Source organism: Caulobacter radicis (assembly GCF_003094615.1).
Classification (GTDB): domain Bacteria; phylum Pseudomonadota; class Alphaproteobacteria; order Caulobacterales; family Caulobacteraceae; genus Caulobacter; species Caulobacter radicis.
The window spans coordinates 688,364-709,343 of the sequence record NZ_QDKO01000009.1 but is presented as its reverse complement, the minus strand read 5'-3'; the positions used below and the strand labels follow the sequence as shown (position 1 = coordinate 709,343).

Annotated in this window: 12 protein-coding genes; 7 read left to right on the top strand and 5 right to left on the bottom strand. The window is 69.3% G+C overall.

The genetic code is table 11. From position 1 onward, the window contains the following. Window positions 1-4 precede the first annotated feature (4 nt). The 7 genes from DDF62_RS05510 to DDF62_RS05480 all read left to right on the top strand — a co-directional run bounded on the left by DDF62_RS05510 (window position 5) and on the right by DDF62_RS05480 (window position 9,720). Complete coding sequence (locus DDF62_RS05510; RefSeq protein ID WP_116488151.1) at window positions 5-580, top strand: chemotaxis protein CheW; 576 nt, start codon at window positions 5-7, stop codon at window positions 578-580. Beyond that, on the top strand, window positions 580-2,250 hold the full coding sequence (locus DDF62_RS05505; RefSeq protein ID WP_116488150.1) for a methyl-accepting chemotaxis protein: 1,671 nt from the start codon (window positions 580-582) through the stop codon (window positions 2,248-2,250). The genes DDF62_RS05510 and DDF62_RS05505 overlap by 1 nt, the downstream gene beginning before the upstream one ends. 7 nt (window positions 2,251-2,257) lie before the next feature. Then, window positions 2,258-4,354 carry a hybrid sensor histidine kinase/response regulator gene (locus tag DDF62_RS05500; RefSeq protein WP_116488149.1) on the top strand — a complete coding sequence of 699 codons (2,097 nt, stop codon included), beginning with the start codon at window positions 2,258-2,260 and terminating at the stop codon, window positions 4,352-4,354. Beyond that, a complete protein-coding gene (cheB, locus tag DDF62_RS05495) occupies window positions 4,351-5,424 on the top strand; it encodes a chemotaxis-specific protein-glutamate methyltransferase CheB (RefSeq protein WP_208866828.1) in 1,074 nt (357 codons plus the stop codon). The genes DDF62_RS05500 and cheB overlap by 4 nt, the downstream gene beginning before the upstream one ends. Beyond that, on the top strand, window positions 5,421-7,070 hold the full coding sequence (locus DDF62_RS05490) for a response regulator (RefSeq protein ID WP_116488148.1): 1,650 nt from the start codon (window positions 5,421-5,423) through the stop codon (window positions 7,068-7,070). The genes cheB and DDF62_RS05490 overlap by 4 nt, the downstream gene beginning before the upstream one ends. Next, window positions 7,067-8,881: a response regulator gene (locus DDF62_RS05485; protein WP_116488147.1), complete on the top strand. Its 1,815-nt coding sequence runs from the start codon at window positions 7,067-7,069 to the stop codon at window positions 8,879-8,881. Before DDF62_RS05490 ends, DDF62_RS05485 begins: the two co-directional genes overlap by 4 nt. Window positions 8,882-9,057: 176 nt before the next feature. Then, window positions 9,058-9,720, top strand: a complete 663-nt coding sequence (locus tag DDF62_RS05480; protein ID WP_116488146.1) for a M23 family metallopeptidase — start codon at window positions 9,058-9,060, stop codon at window positions 9,718-9,720. 142 nt (window positions 9,721-9,862) lie between these two features. On the opposite strand, the gene DDF62_RS05475 is transcribed toward DDF62_RS05480, so the two are convergent. From DDF62_RS05475 to DDF62_RS05455, 5 genes are all read right to left on the bottom strand, one after another. Then, complete coding sequence (locus DDF62_RS05475) at window positions 9,863-10,843, bottom strand: isoaspartyl peptidase/L-asparaginase family protein (RefSeq protein ID WP_116488145.1); 981 nt, start codon at window positions 10,841-10,843, stop codon at window positions 9,863-9,865. Window positions 10,844-11,044: 201 nt separating this feature from the next. Further along, the gene (locus DDF62_RS05470; RefSeq protein WP_116488144.1) at window positions 11,045-13,873 is read right to left on the bottom strand and encodes a glycoside hydrolase family 31 protein; all 2,829 of its coding nucleotides are present in this window, start codon (window positions 13,871-13,873) and stop codon (window positions 11,045-11,047) included. 143 nt (window positions 13,874-14,016) lie between these two features. Then, entirely contained in the window at window positions 14,017-15,663 is a 1,647-nt protein-coding gene (locus tag DDF62_RS05465) for a DUF5597 domain-containing protein (protein ID WP_116488143.1), read from the bottom strand. A 576-nt stretch (window positions 15,664-16,239) separates the two neighbouring features. Continuing rightward, window positions 16,240-17,754 carry a tryptophan halogenase family protein gene (locus DDF62_RS05460; protein WP_116488142.1) on the bottom strand — a complete coding sequence of 505 codons (1,515 nt, stop codon included), beginning with the start codon at window positions 17,752-17,754 and terminating at the stop codon, window positions 16,240-16,242. A 116-nt stretch (window positions 17,755-17,870) separates the two neighbouring features. Then, on the bottom strand, window positions 17,871-20,654 hold the full coding sequence (locus DDF62_RS05455) for a TonB-dependent receptor (RefSeq protein WP_244286709.1): 2,784 nt from the start codon (window positions 20,652-20,654) through the stop codon (window positions 17,871-17,873). Window positions 20,655-20,980 lie beyond the last annotated feature (326 nt).

The window sequence follows — 20,980 nt, the reverse complement described above, 5'->3', positions numbered from 1 at the left end:
CGACATGACTAGGGCCGACGCCGACTACGGCGACGGATTGGGGGGACTTTTGGACGATGCGCGCGCCCAGGCGATCCTGGCGGCGCGCACCCGTCGGCTGGCGCAGCGCCGGAGCGCGCCCCAACCCGAAACGCCGCTGGAAGACGTGCTGCTGTGCCAGGCCGGCGCGGGCCTCTTCGCCCTGCCGCTGGCCGCCGTCGAACGCGTCACCCCGTTCGAGCCGCGCCGCCTGACGCCGGCCGGCGGGCGTCCTGGCCTTCTGGGCCTGGCCAGCGTCGAGGGCCGGCTGCGGCGCGTGCTCGACCTTTCCCGCCTGACCGGCGGCGCACCCGCCGCGCCCGACGCCCCCGGCTTCATCGTCGCCCTGCGCGGGGCCGGGAACCTGGCCCTGCGCGTGGACGCAGCCCCCGGCGCTGCGAAGGCCGCCCGCGAGGCGCCCGGCGGCGACGCCTTCGAGGGCGGCGCGCGCGGCCTCGTGGCCGAAGGTCCCGGCGACCTGGCCGGCCGCACCGTCACCCTTCTCCATCTCGACGACCTCGTCGCCGACCACGTTTCCGCCGCCTTGGGGGCAAGAGCCTAGTGACCATCGCCAACCGCATCATCCTCGGCTTCGCGGCCGTCACCGTCCTGCTGCTGGGCGTGGGCCTGTTCGGCCTCGTCCAGATCGGCGTGGTCAAGGACACCACCGAGACCATCGTCACCCGCGACATGGCGGTGGTCCGCCAGATCGCCCAGATCCGCACCACCGCCAACGAGATGCGGGCGGCCAGCGACGCGGTGATCACCAGCTATCTGTCGCGCTCGGCCGGCGGCGCGGGCGGCAACGAGGAAGATCCCGTCACCCGCTGGCGCCAGCGCGGCGTCGACATGGACGCGGCCCTGGAAAAGGCCGCCTCCTCCGCCCGCGACTACCGCCAGAGCGCCCTGTCGGCCGAGCGCGCCGACGCCTGGCGCCGCATCGAGGACTACCTGAACCAGACCGCCGCCTCCTCGCGCCAGGGCCGGACGGACACCGAGAACCTGTTCAGCGCCATCCGCCGCAACGACAGCGCCGGCGTGGCCGCCGCGCAGACCGCCCTCGTCCAGCGTCGCGGCGAATTCGGACGCGGCATCCAGGGCGCCGAGGACGTGCTGGACGACGCCATCCTGTCGGGCCAGCGCCGCATCAACGACGTCTACAAGGTCAGCCAGGTATCGATCATCGTCGCCCTGATCGTGGCCTCGATCATCGCCGGCGCGATCACCTGGGCCATCCGCGGCTCGATCGTCGGACCGCTGGGCGCCTTCATGGGCTTCGTCGGCAAGGTCGGCGAAGGCGACCTGACCGGCCGCGCCGCCGCGACCAGCACCGACGAGATCGGCAAGCTGGGCGGCACGCTCAACACCATGGTCGACGGCCTGGTCGTGCTGGCCCGCCAGAGCCGCGAGGCCACCGAGAACCTCAACGCCGCCACCGCCGAGATCCGCGCCTCGACCCAGGAGCAGGCCGCCAGCGTCGAGGAACAGCTGGCCGCCGTGCAGGAAACGGCCGCCACCGTCGACGAGATCACCCACTCCGGCGCCCAGATCGGCAAGCGCGCCCAGGAGGTGATCGCTTCGGCTCAAGCGACCGCCCACACCAGCAACGAGGGCCTGCGCGCCGTCGACGAGACCGCCAAGGCCATGGACGCCATCCGCGAGCAGGCCGAGGCCGTCGCCGAGAACATCGTCGCCCTGTCGGAGAAGACCCAGGCGATCGGCGACATCATCGCCACCGTCAACGACATCTCCGAGCGCTCGCACCTTCTGGCCCTGAACGCCGCCATCGAAGCCGCCTCGGCCGGCGAGAACGGCCGCAGCTTCGCGGTCGTGGCCTCGGAGATGAAGATGCTGGCCGACCAGGCCAAGGAAGCCACCACCCAGGTGCGCTCGATCCTCGGCGACATCCAGCGCGGCATCAACGCCTCGGTGATGCTGACCGAGGAGGCCGTCAAGCGCGTGGCCGCCGGCAAGGAGCGCACCGACACCACCCAGCGCACGATCACCGAGATCACCGGCCGGGTGCAGGAGAGCGTCCAGACCTTCCAGCAGATCGTCGCCTCGACCAACCAGCAGCAGCTGGGCATCGAGCAGGTGATGGGCGCGCTGCAGAACATCCGCCAGGCCAGCCAGCAGACCGCCGCCGGCACCCGCCAGCTGGACGAGGCCGCCGCCAACCTGTCGGACCTGTCGCGCCAGCTTCTGGCCCTGTCCGAGCGCTACCGGACCTGATCGCGACGTGCCCGACATCCGGCGACAGCTTCTGGCGGCGTTCGACCTCGAGCACCGCGAGCACCTCCAGGCGATCCGCCAGGCCATCGCGGCCGGCGGCGAGGCCGACACGCGCGAGATCTTCCGCCGCGCCCACAGCCTGAAGGGCGCGGCCCGCGCCGTGGACCTGCCCGCCGTCGAGGAACAGGCCCACGCGCTGGAAAGCCTGTGCGCCGAACTGATGGACGGCCAGCGGACGCTGGACGCCGACACGGTGACGACGCTCGAAGGCCTGCTCGACGGGGTGGAGGACGCCGCCGGCGCCGCCTACGCCCCGCCCGCGCCCAAGCCGGCGGCGGCTGCCACCGCCGCTCCCGCTTCGGACGAGGCGGTGGAGTACGTCCGCATCGACGTCGAGGCGGTCTCCGGCCTGTCGCGCGCCATGCAGACCCTGTCGGGCGACGTGCTCGACCACGGGGCCATCGACGAGGATCTGCGCCGCCTGGCCGCCGACGCCCGCAAGCTGGAGCGCCGCTGGCGCGACGCGCGCGGCGCGGCCGCCCGCACGCGCGAAGTCGAACAGGGCCTGAAGGACCTGTCGCGCGCCCTCAACGAGCTGTCGGTGCGCCGGGTGCGGGCCGGCTGGGCGCTGGACCAGGGGCTGTCCGACCTGCGCGGCCGGGTCGAGGAGATCAGCCAGGCTCCGGCCGAGACCGTGTTCGGCGGCTTCGCCACCATGGTCCGCGACATCGCCCGCGAGGCCGGCGTGCCGGTCGACGTGCGGGTCACCGGCCTGGACGCCCGCGCCGATCGCCGGGTGCTTCAGGCCCTGAAGGACCCGGTGATGCACCTGCTGCGCAACGCCGTCAGCCACGGCCGCGAGGCGCCGGAGGCCCGCGCCGCCGCCGGCAAGCCCGAGCGCCTGACGGTGGTCATGGCTGTTTCGGCCGCCTCGGGCCGGCTGCGCATCGACATCGCCGACGACGGCCCCGGCCCCGACCTCGCCCGGCTGGAAGCGGCCGCCGTCGACAAGGGCCTGATGCCGCCCCGCCCCGAAGGCGCGCCCGCCCCGACACCCGAGGAACTTCTGGCCCACGCCTTCGCGCCGGGGGTCTCGACGGCCCAGGGCGTCGACAAGCTGGCGGGACGCGGCATGGGGCTGTCCGTCGTCGCCGAAGCCGTGCGCAAGCTGCGCGGCGAGCTGCGCCTGACCGCCGGCCGTCCCTGGGGCGCGCGGGTGGCGCTGTCGACGCCGCTGTCGGCCGCTCGGCAATCGCTGCTGTTCGTCGACATCCAGGGCCGCCAGGCCGCCCTGCCCTCGCTGGGCGTGCGCCGACTGTTGCGCCTGGACGCCACCGCGCTGGAAACGGTGGAAGGACACCCGGCGGCACGGATCGCGATCGACGGGGACGACGTTATCGTCCCAATGGTTCCGCTTTCCGCTCTCCTGACCGGCGTCGCCGCCGAAGTTCCCGTGCACGCCGGCGCCGTGTCCGCCGTGCTGCTCAGCCACGGCCGCCGCCACGTGGCCCTGGCCGTAGACGCCCTGTGCGACGTGCGCTCGGCCCTGGTCGAGGACCTGGACGCCGACGACCTCGACTCCGACCTGATCGCCGGCGCCGTGCAGTTGGACGACCAGGCGCCGGCCCTGGCCCTGGATCCCGACGCCCTGGTGCGCCGCTGGCTGCGCGACCAGCGCCAGCTGGCCGCTGGCGGCCTAGGCTTCGCCGAGGAAGCCGAGGACGCCGACGAGACGACCCGCACCATCCTGGTGGTCGACGACTCCATCACCACCCGGACGCTGGAGAAGAGCATCCTGGAGGCCCAGGGCTATCGCGTGCTGCTGGCGGTCGACGGCCTGGACGCCCTGAACCTGCTGCGCTCGGGCCAGGCGATGATCGACCTGGTCGTGGCCGATATCGAGATGCCGCGCATGGACGGCTTCTCGCTGCTGCAGGCGGTGAAGGCCGACGCGGCCCTGGCCGCCACGCCGGTGATCCTGATGACCTCGCGCGCCGACGCCGCCGACGTGCGCCGGGGCCTCGATCTGGGCGCCGAGGCCTACATCACCAAGCAGAAGTTCGACCAGCGCGAGCTGCTGGCCGCCATCGGGCAACTGCTGTGAAGGCCTCGGGCAAGCCCGTTCGGGTGATGATCGTCGAGGACTCCATGGTCGTGCGGGTCCTTCTGACCCACATCGTCGAGCGCGACCCACGCCTGACCGTGGCCGCCGCCGTCGCCTCGGCCGAGGAGGCGCTCGCCTGCATCGCCAGCGTCAGGCCCGACGTGATCTCGATGGACATCCGCCTGCCCGGCATGGACGGGCTGGAGGCCACCGCGCGGATCATGTCGGACCATCCGACCCCGATCGTCGTCATCGCCGACGCGGTCGAGGACGCCTCGCTGAAGATCTCGATGAACGCGCTGCGGGCCGGCGCCCTGACGGTGGTGGAAAAGCCGGTGGGCCTGGCCACCGACGGCTACGAGCGGCTGGCCGACACCATCTGCACCCAGCTCTTCATCATGAGCAGCGTGCCGGTGATCCGCCGGCGGGCCATCGGCGGCGGGGCCCGGGCCCCGCGCGAAGCCGCGCCCGTCGCCACCGCCGCCGACTTCCAGGACCTGGGCTATCTGGCCCTGGCCGCTTCGACCGGCGGGCCGCCGGCCCTGGCCCGGGTGCTCGACGCCCTGCCCGCCGACCTGCCCGCGCCGGTCCTGATCGTCCAGCACATGGGCGCGGCCTTCATGGAGGGTTTCGCCAGCTGGCTGGACGGCCTGTCGCCGATCCGCGTCGCCGTCGCCAGGGACGGCGAGCTGGCCTTGCCCGGCCGCGCCTATGTCGCCCCCGGCGACCGCCACCTGACCCTGACGCCTGGCGGCGTGCTGCGCCTGTCGGGCGCCGCGCCCGTCAGCGGCCAACGGCCTTCGGCGACGGTGCTGTTTCAATCGCTGGCGCGGTCGGTGGGCTCGCGCACGGTGGCGGCTCTGCTGACCGGCATGGGCGAGGACGGCGCCAAGGGCCTTTCCGAGCTGCGCGCCGCCGGCGGCTTCACCATCGCCGAGCACGAGAGCAGCGCCGTCGTCTATGGCATGCCCGCCGCCGCCGTGAAGCTGGGCGCGGCCCGCGCGGTGCTGAGCCTCGACCTGATCGGTCCGCGCATCGCGCAGCTGGCCAAGCGCCGGGAGGACGCATGAGCGCCTCGGTCCTGGTCGTCGAGGATTCCGAAACCCAGGCCCTGCGCCTGCGCGGCCTGTTGGAGGCCGAAGGCTTTTCGGTCTCGTGCGCGACCAGCGGCGAGGCGGCGCTGGAACAGCTGAACGCCCACCTGCCCGACCTGATCGTCGCCGACTTCCACCTGCCCGGAATGGACGGCCGGGAACTGTCGCGCCAGATCCGCCTCAACGGCCGCACGCGCGCCCTGCCGGTGCTGATGCTGACCGGCGCGCGCGAGAGCGATCTGGAGCGCCAGGGCCTGGAGAGCGGCGCCGACGCCTATGTCGCCAAGTCGGCCGACCCCAAGGTGGTGATCGTGCGGCTGAAGGCGCTGCTGCGCCGGGCCCGCGCCGAGACCGCCGCCCCCAAGGCCTCCGAACCCTTCCGTCGCGCCCGGGTCCTGGTCGCCCATCCCAGCGCCACGCTGCGCCTGCGCCTTGGCCACCTGCTTGAGCAGGACGGCTACGAGGTGGCGACGCTGGAGCGGCTCGACCCCGACGCGATCCTGCTCGACGGCGAGCTCGACGGGGTGGTGGTGGGGGTGCGCGGCGGCGACCGCGACGACCTGGCCCTGCTGGCCGCGCTGGACGCCCGCCGCGCGCGCCTGCCCGCGCCGTTCCTGCTCCTGGCCTTCGGCGGCGAGGAGGCCGACCGCGACCTGCTGACCGACGCCCTGGAGGCCGGGGCCGACGACGTGGTGCCCGCCTCGGCCAATGACGAGGTGGTCCGCGCCCGGGTCAGGGCCCAGCTCCGCCGCAAGCTGATGGCCGACGAGGCCCGTCGCAGCGCCGGCGAGGCCCGCGCCCAGGAACTGGCGCTCGCCCGGGCCGAGGCCCGCGCGGCCGTCGCCGACGACCTGGCCAGCGCCAACCGCCAGCTGAAGGACGCGCAGGGCCAGCTGGTCCAGGCCGCCAAGATGGCCTCGCTGGGTGAACTGGTCGCCGGCATCGCCCACGAGATCAACAACCCGCTGGCCTTCCTGCTGGGCCACCAGGACACCGTCGAGCGCCTGGTCGCCACGGCGGCCGACGAAAGCCCCTCCCCCGGTCTCGACAAGGCCAGGGCCCGCCTGGCCTCGATGCGGGTGGGCATGAAGCGGATCCAGGACCTGGTCCTGAACCTGCGCAAGTTCTCGCGCCTGGACGAGGGCGACCGCCACGTGCTGGACGCCGCCGACTCCATCGAGACCGTGCTCGCCCTGCTGACCCACAAGCTGGGCGACGGCATCGCGGTGCGCCGCGACTACGCCGCCCGCAACACCCTGGAGGGCTCGCCGGCCCTGCTGAACCAGGTGGTGATGAACATCGTGGGCAACGCCGCCGACGCGCTGGGCGGCGCCGGCGGGGGTCAGGGCGTGATCGCCATCACCACACGCGACGAGGGCGGCGACTTCGTCATCGTGATCGAGGACTCCGGCCCCGGCGTGCCGGCCGAGCTTCGCGACCGCATCTTCGAGCCGTTCTTCACGACCAAGCCGGTCGGCGCCGGCACCGGCCTCGGCTTGGCCATCGCCTACAACGTGGTGCGCGCCCACGGCGGCGCGATCGTCGTCGACCAGGGCCACCTGGGCGGCGCGCGCTTCACCATCACCATCCCGCCACCTGTCACCGACGGAGAAGGCCGATGATCGCTTCCGGGAGCGAACGCCCGACGATCCTCGTCGTCGACGACGAGCCCGACATCCTGGTCGCCCTGGAGGACCTGCTGGAGGACCGCTACCGCGTCCTGACCAGCAACGCCCCGGGCAAGGCCCTGGACATCCTGGCCCAGGAGCCGTCGGTGTCCTTGATCCTGTCGGACCAGCGGATGCCGGGCCTGACCGGCGACCAGTTCCTGGCCGCCGCCCGCTCGATCAGCGACGCCGACTCGATCCTGCTGACCGGCTATGCTGACCTGTCGGCCGTGGTCTCGGCCCTGAACCTGGGCGGCGTCAGCGGCTATGTCGCCAAGCCGTGGGAGCCCGAGGCCCTGCGCGCGACCGTCGCGGCCGGGGTCGAGCGCACGCGCCTGCGCCGCGCCCTGCGCACCGAGCAGGCCCTGCTGCGCGGGCTGATGGACAGCATTCCGGCCGTCATCGCCTTCAAGGACGCGCAAGGCCGGGTGGTGCGCACCAACGCCTCCGGCGAGCATCCCTTCGCCGACGCCCCGCAGGCGGCCGAGGCCCTGGCCGCGGGCCAGCCCGTGCAGGTGGTCGAGGAAGAGGCCACACTGGCCGGGCCGGTCTGGACCGAGCGCCAGTACGTGCCGCTGCGCGACGAGGCCGGCCACCTGCTGGTCATCGAGCGCGACGTCACCGACCAGAAGATGGCCGAGATCCGCCTGCGTCAGGCCGACAAGCTGCAAGCCCTGGGCACCCTGGCCGGCGGGGTGGCGCACGACTTCAACAACCTGCTGACCGCGATCCTGGGCAGTCTGGAACTGGCGGGCCGCCGCCTGCCCGACGCCGACAAGGTGCGTCGCTATCTCGACAACGCCAGCCTGGCGGCGCGCAAGGGCGCGGCCCTGACGCATCGCCTGCTGGGCTTCAGCCGCCAGCAGGAGAGCCAGCCCAAGATCGTCGACGTGGCCGACACCCTGATGGGCATGGACGCCATCCTGGTGCGCACCCTGGGCGGCGCGGTGCGCATCGCCTGGGACCTGCCGACCGACCTGTGGCCGGCGCATGTCGAGCCCGACCAGCTGGAACTGGCGGTGCTGAACCTGTCGGTCAACGCCCGCGACGCCATGCCGGGCGGCGGGGTGATCTCGATCAGCGCCCGCAACTTCGCCATGTCCGGACCGACCGCGCGCCACGACCTGCCAGACGGCGACTATGTGCTGGTCACGGTGCGCGACACCGGCGAGGGCATCAGCCCCGAACTGATGGCCCGGATCTTCGAGCCGTTCTTCACCACCAAGCCGGTCGGCAAGGGCACGGGCCTTGGCCTGTCTATGGTCTACGGTTTCGCCCAGCGCTCGGGCGGGGCGATCGACATCGAGAGCCAGCCTGGCGAAGGCACGGCGGTGAACCTCTACCTGCCGCGCGGCTCGGGCGACTGCGCTCCGGGCGAGGACTGCGCGCCGGCCGACGCCGCCCTGGACAGGCAGCCCTCGCGCACCGTCCTGGTGGTCGACGACGACCCGACCGTGCGGGCGGTGACCGTGGCCATGGTCCGCGACCTTGGCCACCGGGTGATCGAGGCCGAGGACGGCGAGCAGGCCCTGCGGCGGGTGCGCGAGGTTCGTCCCGACCTGATGATCGCCGACTTCGCCATGCCCGGCATGACGGGCCTTGAACTGGCCCGCGCGGCCGAGGACCTGTCGCCGGGGATCCGGGTCATCCTGGTCACCGGCCATGCCGACGTGACGCCGGACCGCACGGACCTGTCGATGGTGCGCAAGCCCTTCGAGAACAGGGAATTGGCCGACCGCATCCGATCAGTCCTGGCCGGCGCGTAAGTCGGCATTCGAACAATGTTCGATTGAGCCTCAGGCTTCCAGCTTGAGCACAGTCAAGCACACGCGCGTCGTACTGACGCAGCAATCCTGCCTTTTCATCGCCTTATCTGAATGGTTAACGACGCCCGTGGCGCGCTCAACGCCCCACGACGCGAAACGATCCATAGGATGGCGAAATGCATTTTCCGGCGCTGAAGAAGCTTCCTCCCCAGGCGCGGATCGCCCTGGGTCTGACGGTGCTCTTCGCGCCGATGGCGGGCCTGGCGATGGAAAACCCGCATGTGAACCGGTCGGCGCGGCCAGCGGTGCAGACGCTGCTGAACAGGCTGGACGAGGCGCCGCCCCAGCCCGTCCGCATGGAGACGGTCTGGAAGGGCGCGGACGTCGACGGCGACGGCGCGCCCGACTTCGCCAACCCCACGGGCGCGGCCCCTCGCGAGCATGACGACTTCGGCAACGGGGCCTTCGGCGCCCGCCGCGACGGCGGCTCGCGCAGGCACGAAGGCGTCGACTACGTCGCCGTCGCCGGCCAGGCCGCCAAGGCCCCGATGTCGGGCTACGTGACCAAGATCGGCTACGCCTATGCCGACGCGCCCGACCTGCGCTTCGTCGAGATCACCAACCCGGCCCTCGGCTACGTCGCCCGCGCCTTCTATGTCGATCCCGACGTCGAGGTCGGCCAGACCATTCGCCTCGGCCAGGCGATCGGCACGGTGGCCAGCCTGCAGAAGCACTATCCCGGCATCACCGACCACGTGCACCTGGAGGTCATCAAGCCCGGCGGCCGGCGGATCAACGCCGCGGCGCTGATCCAGCCGAAGCTGGTGGCGGCGGCTTAACAAACCTCCCCCTCTGGGGGAGCGGCCGAAGGCCGGTGGGGGGGCGTTCTCAGCTCTCAAGGCGGGGGCCGGCCCTCGCCCCCCCCACCGATCGCTTCGCGATCACCTCCCCCACAGGGGGAGGTTCCTTTTGATCCGCACCCTACTTCTCATCCGCGTAGATCGCCGTGCCGCGGCCCTTGGCGCTGGCCCAGCCGCGGTACATGCCCGAGCTGTTCATCGGGAAGGCGACCTCGCCCTTGGCGTTCATGGTGATCATGCCGCCGTCGCCGCCGATGTCGCCGATGGCCTTGATGGTGGCGTCGCCGGCGGTCTTGAGGTCCTCGCCCTTCCAGGCGATGCGGGCGCAGACCTGGTGGGCGGCGCTGGTGCGGATGAAGTATTCGCCAGACCCGGTCGCCGAGACCGCGCAGACGCCGTCCTGGGCGTAGGTCCCGGCGCCGATGATCGGGCTGTCGCCGATGCGGCCCCACTTCTTGCCGACCATGCCGCCGGTCGAGGTGGCGGCCGCCAGGTGGCCGCTGGCGTCGATGGCCACGGCGCCGACCGTGCCGTAGAGGTGGGTCGGATCCAGCGCCGCCTTCTGCTTGGCGCGCCAGGCCTCAAGCTGCTTCCAGCGCTCCTCGGTGCGGAAGTAGCTGGGATCGACCTGCTCCAGCCCCTGCTCGACCGAGAACTTGTCGGCGCCCTCGCGGGCCAACATCACGTGGGGCGACTTCTCCATCACCGTCCGCGCCAGGCTGATCGGGTGCTTCGTACGGGTCACGCCCGCCACCGCGCCGGCCTTCAGGGTCGCGCCATCCATGATCGAGGCGTCCAGCTCGTTCTTGCCGTCGGCGGTGAAGACCGCGCCGCGGCCGGCGTTGAACAGCGGATTGTCCTCCAGCACCTTCACCGCCGCCTCGACGGCGTCGAGGCTGGAGCCGCCCTTCTCGAGCACCGCCGAGCCGGCCTTGAGCGCCGCGTCGAGGCCGGCGCGATAGGCCGCGTCCTTCTCGGGCGTCAGGCTGCCGCGGTTGATCACGCCCGCTCCGCCGTGGATGGCCAGCGACCAGTCGCCGGCGAAGGCGGGGGCGGCGGTCAGGGACGCGGCGAGCGCGGCGGCGGCGATGAACTTGGACATGGAGCGGCCCTCTTCGGATTCGTCGCCGCCAAGGTGGACCGCCCATGCCCGCAAAGCAAAGCCCCGGCGCTTGCGGCGCCGGGGCTCATCAACTGTGCGTGGTCCTCGTCCTTCGACAGGCTCAGGATGAGGACCAAGGCAAGGGTCGTGCATTCAAGTTCCTCACCCTGAGCCTGTCGAAGGGCGAGGAACTTTCGCCCCCTACTTCCGGGTCAGCACCACCGGTTGGCCGTCGTACTCGACAGTCAGGTCGGCCGCGGCGTCGAAGTCGGTCGGCCTGGCGCCCTTGCCGATGAAGCGGACCTGGAAGGTGCGCTTGCCGACCATGCCCTTGAAGCCGCCCGAGCGGGCGCCGATGGTCACGCGGCCGGTCGCGTCGTCATAGGAGATCGGCGTGCGCGCCCAGGCGCCGCGGGCGTAGCCGTTGGACAGGCCGTCGTCTTCATAGAGCTCGTACTTGCCGTCCTTGCCGGTGAAGATCAGCAGGGTGATCGGCGCGTCGGGCTTTTCGCCGACATACTGCTGGACGACCGTGGTCGGCACGATGGCGCCGGCCTTCACGAACAGCGGCATGCGCGAGAGCGGCGCGGCGGCCTTGACCGTCTGGCCGCCCTTGAAGGCCTTGCCGGTCTCGAAGTCGTACCAGGTTCCCGCCGGCAGGTAGACGCCGCGCGAGCGGGCCTTGAAGGCGGTGACCGGCGCGACCAGGAAGTCCTGGCCGAACAGGTACTGGTCATCGACGTTCCGCGCCTTGGCGTCGTTCGGATAGTCCATCACCAGGCCGCGCATCATGCTGCCGTCGCGGTGGTAGGTGTCGGCCGCCAGGGTGTAGACGTAGGGCATCAGCCGGTAGCGAAGCTCGTCGTACCAAGCCAGCGACTTGTAGACCTCGGTCCCTTCGTCGGCGAGTTCGTAGATCTCGCGCAGCGGCAGCTCGCCGTGGCTGCGGAACAGCGGGCTGAAGGCGCCGAACTGGAACCAGCGCAGGTTCAGCTCCTGCCACTCGGCCCAATGCGCCGGGTCCTTGGTCTCGTAGCGCTTCTCGACCGAGAAGCCGCCGATGTCGGTGGTCCAGTTGGGAATGCCCGACATCGACAGGTTCACGCCGGCCGAGATCTGGTCGCGGAAGTCGTCCCAGCGGGCCACGACGTCGCCGCTCCACACCGCCGAGGCGTTGCGCTGCAAGCCGCCGAAGCCCGAGCGGGTCAGGATGAACGGGCGGACGTCCGGATTGTCCTTGATCTCGCCCTCGTAGACGCCGCGGGTGTGCTCCAGCGCGTAGCTGTTGAAGTATTCCGCGCCCGGGCCGAGCGCCGTCGGGCTCATGCGAAGGGTGCGCTCGGGCACGTCGACGTTCGAGTGCAGGTCGGGCTCGGAGGCGTCCATCCACCAGGCGTCGACGCCATAGACCTTCAGGTCGCGCTTGACCTGCTTCCAGTAGATGTCGCGGGCTTCCTGCGAATAGGGATCGTAGAACGAGTTCAGGTAGCCGGGGCCGACCCAGTCAAGCGCGCCCTGCTCGATGTTGCGCTTGTACATGTGGCCCTTGGCGTCCAGCTCCTTGAAGTTGTCCGTAGTCGGATAGAACTTCGGCCAGATCGAGATCATGAAGTGGGCGTTCATCCCGTGGATGTCGTCGACCATCTTCTGCGGGCTGGGGAAGCGCGTTTCGTCGAACTTGTGGGTGCCCCACTCGGGGTCCTTCCAGTAGCGCCAGTCCATGACGATGTTGTCGAGCGGCAGGCCGCGCTTGCGGTACTCCTTCACCACGCCGACGATCTGGTCCTGGGTCTCGTAGCGCTGGCGCGACTGCCAGAAGCCATAGGCCCAGCGCGGCATCATCACCGCCGAACCGGTCAGGTCGCGATAGCCCGAGACCACCTGATCGAGGTCGTCGCCGCCGATGTAGTAGTAATCGATGGCCTTGCCGACTTCCGAGGTCAGTTGCAGCGAATGGCGATCGAGCGCCGGCATCGGGTCGTTGTGCAGCAGGCCGATATAGCCGTCGTCGGGCGTCCACTCGACGCGCACCTTGTGCTTCTTGCCCGGCGTCAGCTTGGCGTCGAAGTTGTGATACCAGGGGTTCCAGTTCTGCCGCCAGCGGTCGATGACCAGCTGTCCGTCCAGCCACACCTTGGCGTAGCCGCTGGAATAGAGCTTGAAATTGTGCTCGCCGGCCTTGTCGGTCTGGACGAAGCCTTCCCAGGTCACGGTCTGGCCGGGCAGGTTCTTCTTGGCGGCGTCCTGGAGTTCGGCCGGCCAGTTGGGCAGGTCCTTCAGGAAGCGGTAGTCGATGTCCTTCTCGACCCGCGTCACCTTCAGCTGGCCGTTCTGGTAGTATTTTGCCGTGAAACCGCCGGCCTTGCCGTCGGCGTCGAAGATCTTCAGGTCGCGCGAGGCGACGTCATAGGGGATCGGGTTGCCGAAGCGGGTGATCGAATTGTTGTCCCACAGCAGGCCGTAGCCCTTGGACGACAGCAGCATCGGCACGGCGATGGCGCGGTTGTACTGCAACAGCTCCACGTCGCGGCCATTGTAGTTCATCTGGCCGTTCTGGTGCTGGCCAAGGCCGTAGAAGGCCTCGTCCGTGCCCGGATTGAACTGCTGGCGAACGCTGTAGAAGTCCTGTCCCTCGACCTTCACCGGCGTGAAGGCGCCGCGATCGCGCTCGGCCAGCACCTTGGCGCCCCTGGCGTCGAGGAAGTCGACCGTGCCGTCCTTCAGCGAGACCTGGGCGGCCGCCTTGGCGGTCTTCAGCGTCAGCACCCCGCCCTTCTCGTCGACCGTGAAGCCGCTGGTCGCCGGCTTGGCCGTGACCATCAGGCTGGGCGGATTGTCGAAGGTCTGCGTCGGCGAGGCGGTGACGTGGATGATCCGTTCGCCCATCACCTGCAGCCGCACCTTCTTGGCCGGACCCGAGGCGGGGGTCACGACCACGCCGTCGGCGGTCTTCTCGAAGCCGCCGTCGAGGGCGAAGGCGCTGGTCGAGGCCAGCAGGGAGAGGGCCAGGCCCGCATAGAGGCTGCGCATGTCTTCGTTCTTCCCTGTTCTCGTTCTTTTGTTGGGGCGAAACCCTCGTCCTTCGACGAGCTCAGGATGAGGGTTTGGGTAGGCTCGGGGCCGGCAATGATCCTCATTCTGAGCTCGTCGAAGAACGAGGATCACGCACCGGCCTAGTAGGTCGCCAGCTTCACCTTCAGGATCTGGGGCAAGGTGGTCAGGTTCAGGCCGTAGTCGACCTGGTCGCCGTTCCACACGCGGTCGAACACCCACTGGCCCTTCTCATCGAAGTGGCCTTCCTCGACCCGCGAGACCATGAACCGCTCGTTCTTGGCCGAGCCGAAGGTCAGCCGGGCGCGATAGCCGGTGATCAGGAACTCGTTGGGCGACAACTGGGCGATCAGGGCGCCGGCGTCGGGGATCTCGCGGTCGGGCTGCTTCTCGGCCTTGGCCATCCACGGGGCCTCGATCGAGCCGAACTGCCATTCGCCGTAGGTGACGCGCACGTTCCAGCGGCCACCCAGGTCGATGGTCTCGGGCTTGCCGCCCTCCTGCTCGCCCACGCCCCAGACCTTGCCCTCGTAGGACAGGCGGGCCCACTCGCGGGCCATCGGCGACAGCAGGCGGTAGTGGACGGCGAAGTTCTCCAGCGTCTTGGCGTCGACCGTCTTGGCGCCCAGCGGGTAGTTGGAATAGCCGGTGAAATCGAGGCCGAACGGCGCGAAGCCGATGCCCTGGTGACCCAGCACGTCGTAGATGTAGCGGGCATAGGCCTTGTCGCTGCCGATCTCGGGCACGAACAGGGCGTTGTCGGGCCGGCCGTACTGCTCCAGCGTCTTACGGACCTTCTCGCTCTCGCGCATGTAGATGTCGGGGGCCAGGGCGTCGATCGACGGCGCGGCGGCCTTCCAGACGTCGAGCACGTTCCAGGTCGGGCCGCCCGACGAATAGGTGAACGGGTCCTGGTCGTGGAAGGGGTCGCGCAGGGCGGCGTTGACGTACATCGGCAGCGGCAGCACCTGCTTGCCGGCGGCGGCGATCTCGTCGACGTAGCGGCCGATCGACCAGGCGTAGAAGAACTCGTCGGCGTCCTTGCCGAACACCTCTTTCCAGGTCCCCGGCTTCTTGTTCAGGGCCTTGACCAGGTCCTTGGGAACCGGGCCGTCGAAGATCTTCTGGGCGGTCGGCGAGAAGTCGCGGATGGCGCTGTAGGCCCCGACCTCGTTCTCGGGCTGGACCATGATCACGGTGTGGTCGGGATCGTTGGCCTTGATGAAGCGCATCAGCTCGACGAAGGCCTTCTTGTCGGCCTCCAGCGTCGCGCGGAAGTGCGGCGACAGCGAGTTCTTGACCTCGCCCTTGCCGTTGATCAGGCGCGGGAAGCGCTTGTTGTCGAGCTTGACCCATTCCGGAGCGTATTGCGGGCCGTTGTTCTTCCAGGTGGCGAACCACAGGATGACCAGCTTGGTGTCTTTCTCGCGCGCCTGCTTGAGCAGCAGGTCGAGATAGGAGAAGTCGAACTTGCCCTCGACCGGCTCGATCTGCTCCCAGGCGATCGGGATCTCCAGGGTGTTGGCGTGCAGGGCCTTCACGGCCGGCCACACCTTGGGCATCTGCGAGGGATAGTTGGCGGCGTTGTTGGCCTGGACGCCCAGCATCAGGAACGGCTTGCCGTCGACCAGCAGGGCGTGCTTGCCGTCCTTGGTCACCAGCTTGGGCAACTGGCCTTGCGCGAAGGACGGCGCGGCGACGGCCAGGCTGAGGATCGCGCCCAGGGCCGCGAAGCCATGCTTCCGGCCAAGCTTCCAATGAGACGTCACGCGAGAACCTCCATGCTGGCGAACCGGTCGGAACCTATGCCTGCATCGATCGCCCGCGGCGGAAAGTAAGCGCTGTCATATGGCATCGACATGCCGCTCGCCTCCTCCCGATCCTGCGGTCGCGCGAGAGACTTCAGCCCCGCCAACTCGTTACCGCTACCATTCTTATAAATAGGACAATTAGCCGAGGCGGCCGCGATTGCAACCGGTTTTCACGGCGCGACCTAGACCGCCGGGGACCGGCAAATCTTTGTAACAATTATGGAAAAGGCAAAAAAATCCGCGCATCGCCCGCAGGAGGCGATGCGCGGTTGAAAAGACTCGCGCGAGACCGGGGAGGTGGTTCGCGCGGCGCGCTGGCGAACTTCGCGAGAAGATCACACGGCCGGACAGTCGCTCTCGCGACCCCGGCGCCACGATCAGATATGTATAATCATACAAATGAATGCGCAAGGGATTTGATAGCGTTGTCAGCCCATTTTTTGCGTGACCATCGTTCAGAGCGGGTAACGCCGACCGCCAAGACGGCCGGCGCGGGCATGGCGTCGGCGGGCGACCGCCCCCTCCCCTCCCGGTTCAGCTCAACGGCGGCGCCGCGCAGTGGCGGGCGATGAAGGCGTCCTGCGTGGGCATCGACTGGGCCGTGTGACGGATCAGCGCCCGGCGATGCTCCATCAGCTTGCGCAGCTCCGCCTCGGGGATCCGGTCGGCCAGCGGATCGTAAGCCTCGGGCACGACGCCCAGGCCGTTGTAGATGGCGATCCAGCTGGGCCGGGCAAAGCCGTCGCCCTCGTGGATCGCCACGTGGCCGCGCGCCTTGTAGAGCGCGATCTTGGCCTGCAGGCTGTCGGGCAGCTCGACCTCGCGCACCTGCCGCCACATCGGCTCGTCGCGCTGGTTGATGCAGTAGTGCAGGATGATGAAGTCGCGGATGCGCTCGTACTCCTGGGCCGAGACGCGGTTGAACTCGTCGGCCAGCAGCGGGTCGCAGCGGCGGTCGGGGAAGAACTCCAGCAGGCGCGCGACGCCGTTCTGGATCAGGCTGATCGAGGTCGACTCCAGCGGCTCCAGGAAGCCGCCCGACAGGCCGACGGCCACGACGTTGCGGTCCCAGAACTTCCTGCGGCGACCGGCCAGGAAGCGCAGGGGCCGAGGATCGTCCAGCGCCTGGCCGTCCAGGTTCTCCATCAGGGTGCGGGACGCGCGCTCGTCGTCGACGAAGGCGCTGGAATAGACGTAGCCGTTGCCGATGCGGTGCTGCAGCGGGATACGCCACTGCCAGCCGGCCTCGCGGGCGGTCGAGCGGGTGTAGGGCGTCAGGCCGTCGCCGCCCAGCTTGCAGGGCACGGCGAGCGCGCGGTCGCAGGGCAGCCAGCGCGACCAGTCCTCGAAACCGGCCTTCAGCGCGCCTTCGATCAGCAGGGCGCGGAAGCCCGAGCAGTCGACGAAGAGATCGCCCTCGACGCGGCGGCCGTCCTCCAGCACCACGGCCTCGACAAAGCCGTCCTCGCCGCGCAGGGCGACGTCGACGATCCTGCCCTCGGTGCGCGTGACGCCCCGCGCCTCGGCGAAACGACGCAGGAAGGCCGCGTAGAGCCCGGCGTCGAAATGGTAGGCGTAGGCGTAATCGTGCAGCGGCGAGCGCGGATCGGGGCTGGGCGGGATGAAGCGGTTCAGCGCCGCCGCCGCCGTCGGCAGCGACCAGTCCTCCAGGCCGCTGGGATCGCCCAGGGCCTTCAGCCGGCGCCACAGCTGGTGGGCCTGGACGGCCTCGTGGTCGGCGCCGAAATCGCCGAAGCCGTGGAAGTAGCGATGGCCCACGCGGCCCCAGTCGCGAAAATCGATGCCCAGCTTGAAGCTGGCCTGGGTGGCGCGGATGAACTCGACCTCGTCCAGCCCCAGTGTCTGGTTGAAGTTGCGGATGGTCGGGATGGTGGCCTCGCCGACGCCGACCGTGCCGATCGCCTCGGACTCGACGACCTCGACCGACACCGCGTCGCCGACCAGCAGCCGGCTGAACGCCGCCGCCGCCATCCAGCCGGCGGTGCCGCCGCCCACGACCACGACCTTGCGAATGCGCTGGTCCACCACGTCTCTCCCCTGGGGCCCGTTCGAAGGCCGCCCCGAAAACACGAAAGCCCTCCGACGGCCCCGACCAGCATGTGGTCCGGATCGTCGGAGGGCCCTCGTTCCTAAGTCAGATCAGCTTAGAAGCTGGCGCGCAACGCCACGGCGACGCGACGGTCGGTCTCCACCCAGTTGTAGGGGGCGACGCGGTCGGGGTTGCCGACCTCGAGCACGGTGCGCTCCTTGAGGATGTTGGTCGCCTGCACGCCGATCTTGTACTGCTTGTTGATGCTGTAGAAGATCGAGCCGTCCAGCTGGCCGTAGTCACGCGACCAGACCGGGGCGTTGACGTTGGCCGCCGAGCTGGTCAGCAGGTAGCGCTGGCGCCAGTTGTAGGCCAGGCGGGCCGAGATGCCGTACTTCTCGTACATCACAGCCACGTTGTAGCTGCGCGACGACATGCCTTCGAGCGGCAGGGCGGCGTTGTTGGCGGCCCCCGTCTGGTTGCCGTCGTCGACGTCGGCGGCGGTGTTGCGGCCGCCCTCGTTGTCGATGAACGTGTAGTTGGCCTGCACGCCCAGGCCCGACAGCGCGCCCGGCAGGAAGTCGTAGAACTGCTGGTAGCCGATCTCGAAGCCCTGAACCGTGCCCTTGTCACCGTTGTAGTAGCGCATGACCTCGAAGTCGAAGGTCTGGCCGTTCGAGGTGTAACGCTCGGTGCCCGTATCGGTGAAGATGTAGTCCTTGATGTTCTTGCGGAAGACCGCGAACGTCAGGCTGCCCGTGGGGGCGAAGTACCATTCGGCGCTGAGGTCGAACTGGTCCGACTTGATCGGGCGCAGGTTCGGGTTGCCGCCGGTGCCGGTGGCGCCGTTGTAGACCGTGGTCGTGCCCGAGGTGGTGAAGTCGAAGCCCAGCGCCGTGTAGGGCTGCAGCTGCGACAGGGTCGGACGGACGATGGCCTTCGACGCGGCGAAGCGGACCTGCAGCTGCGGCGTGACGTGCAGGCGCAGGTTCAGGCTCGGCAGGACGTCGGTGTAGTCGGACTTGGTGCTGCCGGTGACGATCGTGCCGCCGGCGGCGAAGGCCTTGGCGGCCGCGCAGGTGGCGTTGGTGAGCTCATCGCAGGTCGGCGACGAGGGCACGATGCTGCCGCCGTCGGCCGAGGCCTCGGTCTTGACCACGCGGACGCCGATGTTGCCGTCCAGCGGCATGTTGCCGAACAGGTTGTCCGAACCGAAGCGCAGCAGGCCGTAGCCGGCGTAGGTCTTCTCGTTCTGGGTGTTGTCGTTGGCGTCCAGGAACGAGGTCACGGGCGACCAGCCCCAGCCGGCGGTCTCGGTGTGCTTCAGCAGGTCGTAGGCGTTCTGCGAACCGTTGGTCACGACGCCGGCCACCGGGAACCAGGCCACGCCGGGGACGCGCACGTCGCCGCCGAAGAAGTTCTTGAAGGTGTAGAGCTCGGTCAGGTTCGCCGTCTTGCTTTCGTTCAGGTAGACCGGCGTGCCGCCGCCCCAGTATTGGGCGCTCAGCAGGCTCCAGTTCCAGCCGGACTCGCGGGTCTCGAAGTCCTTGTCGGTGGCGCGGACGCCGAAGCGGAAGCTCTTCAGCCAGCCGTCTTCCGGGAAATCGTAGGTCACGTCGAGGCGGGCGGCCTTTTCGGAGGCCTCGCCCTCGTCGATGTGGTCCATCGCCGCGCCCCAGTAATACTGGTCCTTGACGTAGGTGTTGTTGCCGCCGAGCGTGGTGACCGTCGGCACGCTGGTGCCCAGGTTCCAGTTGACGTCCGGCAGGTCGCCGTCGACGCCGGCCACGTCCTGCAGCTGGGTGAAGACGGTCAGGCTCGAGGTCTTCGAGGTCGACTTCACGTATTGCAGGTCGCCCGAGATCGTCCAGGCGTCGTTGACGAACCACTTGCCGTTCAGGGCGATGTCGCCCGTCTTCTTGTGGCCTTCGCCGGCGCGGGTGTCGGCGGTGTATTGGGCGTCATAGACGGTGCCGCCGGTGAACACGCCGGCCGAGTTGTAGGTGTAGCCGTTGGCGTTGGTCTGGTTCATCGTGTTTTCCACGAGAACCGCGCGCTCGATGTCCTTCGGGTCGGCCTTGGAGCCCATGGCCTGCAGCGAGAACTCGAACTTGTCGTTCGGGCGCCATTGGGCGGCGAAGGCCAGCGACTGGCGCTTCTGTTCCCAGTCGACCGAACGCCAGCCCATGGCCTTGGGCACATAGACGGTCTTGCCGTTCACGGTCATCGGGTCGTAGCGGTCGACCGAGATGCTGTTGGTGCGGTTGCCGACGCTGCCGTAGCTGTAGGCGATCAGGGCGCCGAACTCGCCGAGCTTGGTGTCCCAGCGGTCGCTGGCGATCACGTTGCCCGAATAGTAGCCCTTCTTTTGCAGCTCGCCGTAGTTGTAGTCGCCCGAGAAGGCCAGCAGGCGGCCCTTCTGGTCGAACGGCAGGCGGGTGCGCAGGTTGACCGTGCCGCCGATGCCGCCTTCGATCATGTCCGACGACGGGTTCTTGTAGACGTCGACGCCGGCCAGCAGGTCGGCCGACACGTCCTCGAAGCTCAGGCCGCGGCCGTTCTTGGCCGAGAAGATGTCACGGCCGTTGGTTTCAGAACGCACCCACGACAGGCCGCGAATGGCCACGCCGCCGCCTTCCGCGGCCATCCGGGCCGGGTCGCGCGCTTCGTTGGTGCGTTGCAGGGTGATGCCCGAGATGCGCTGCAGGGCTTCGGAGACCGAGCGGTCCGGCAGGGCGCCGATGTCGACCGCGGTAATCGAGTCGACGATCACTTCGGCGTTCTGCTTGATCTTCTGCGCGGACTGGATCTGGGCTCGCTGGCCGGTGACCACGACCTCTTCGACCTGGGTCTCTTCGGCCGTCGGCGCGGTCTGCGCCAGCGCTGTCAACGGAGCCACGGCGCACAGCGCCAAGACCGAAGCGCCGAACATGAAACGATGTGAGTTATGAAGGCGTCGCATGCCTGTTTCCTTCCCCCGTGAGTGAAAACCGCCCCGGCGTTCTCATCGGCGCCGGTGACGTGCGGGACCTAAGGCCCCACACAATCCGATTGGTAGCTATAGTCATATAATTGTGGTCATCAAGACAAAATTGATAGCGCTATCATTTCCACTAATGGCCGCGCCTTTTCGGTCACAGGCGCAGGCTTGCCATCCCTAAACTCCTAGGCGAAACAATGGTCTGACCACATCTGCAGGAGGCTGGACCACCCTGTCGTTTGCAC

What these genes read in the sequence shown, in the direction of transcription:
- DDF62_RS05475 (WP_116488145.1), bottom strand. Translation starts at nt 10,843, where the DNA reads ATGTCCAAGTTCATCGCCGCCGCCGCGCTCGCCGCGTCCCTGACCGCC.
- DDF62_RS05490 (WP_116488148.1), top strand. Translation starts at nt 5,421, where the DNA reads ATGAGCGCCTCGGTCCTGGTCGTCGAGGATTCCGAAACCCAGGCCCTG.
- DDF62_RS05480 (WP_116488146.1), top strand. Translation starts at nt 9,058, where the DNA reads ATGCATTTTCCGGCGCTGAAGAAGCTTCCTCCCCAGGCGCGGATCGCC.
- DDF62_RS05510 (WP_116488151.1), top strand. Translation starts at nt 5, where the DNA reads ATGACTAGGGCCGACGCCGACTACGGCGACGGATTGGGGGGACTTTTG.
- DDF62_RS05470 (WP_116488144.1), bottom strand. Translation starts at nt 13,873, where the DNA reads ATGCGCAGCCTCTATGCGGGCCTGGCCCTCTCCCTGCTGGCCTCGACC.
- DDF62_RS05485 (WP_116488147.1), top strand. Translation starts at nt 7,067, where the DNA reads ATGATCGCTTCCGGGAGCGAACGCCCGACGATCCTCGTCGTCGACGAC.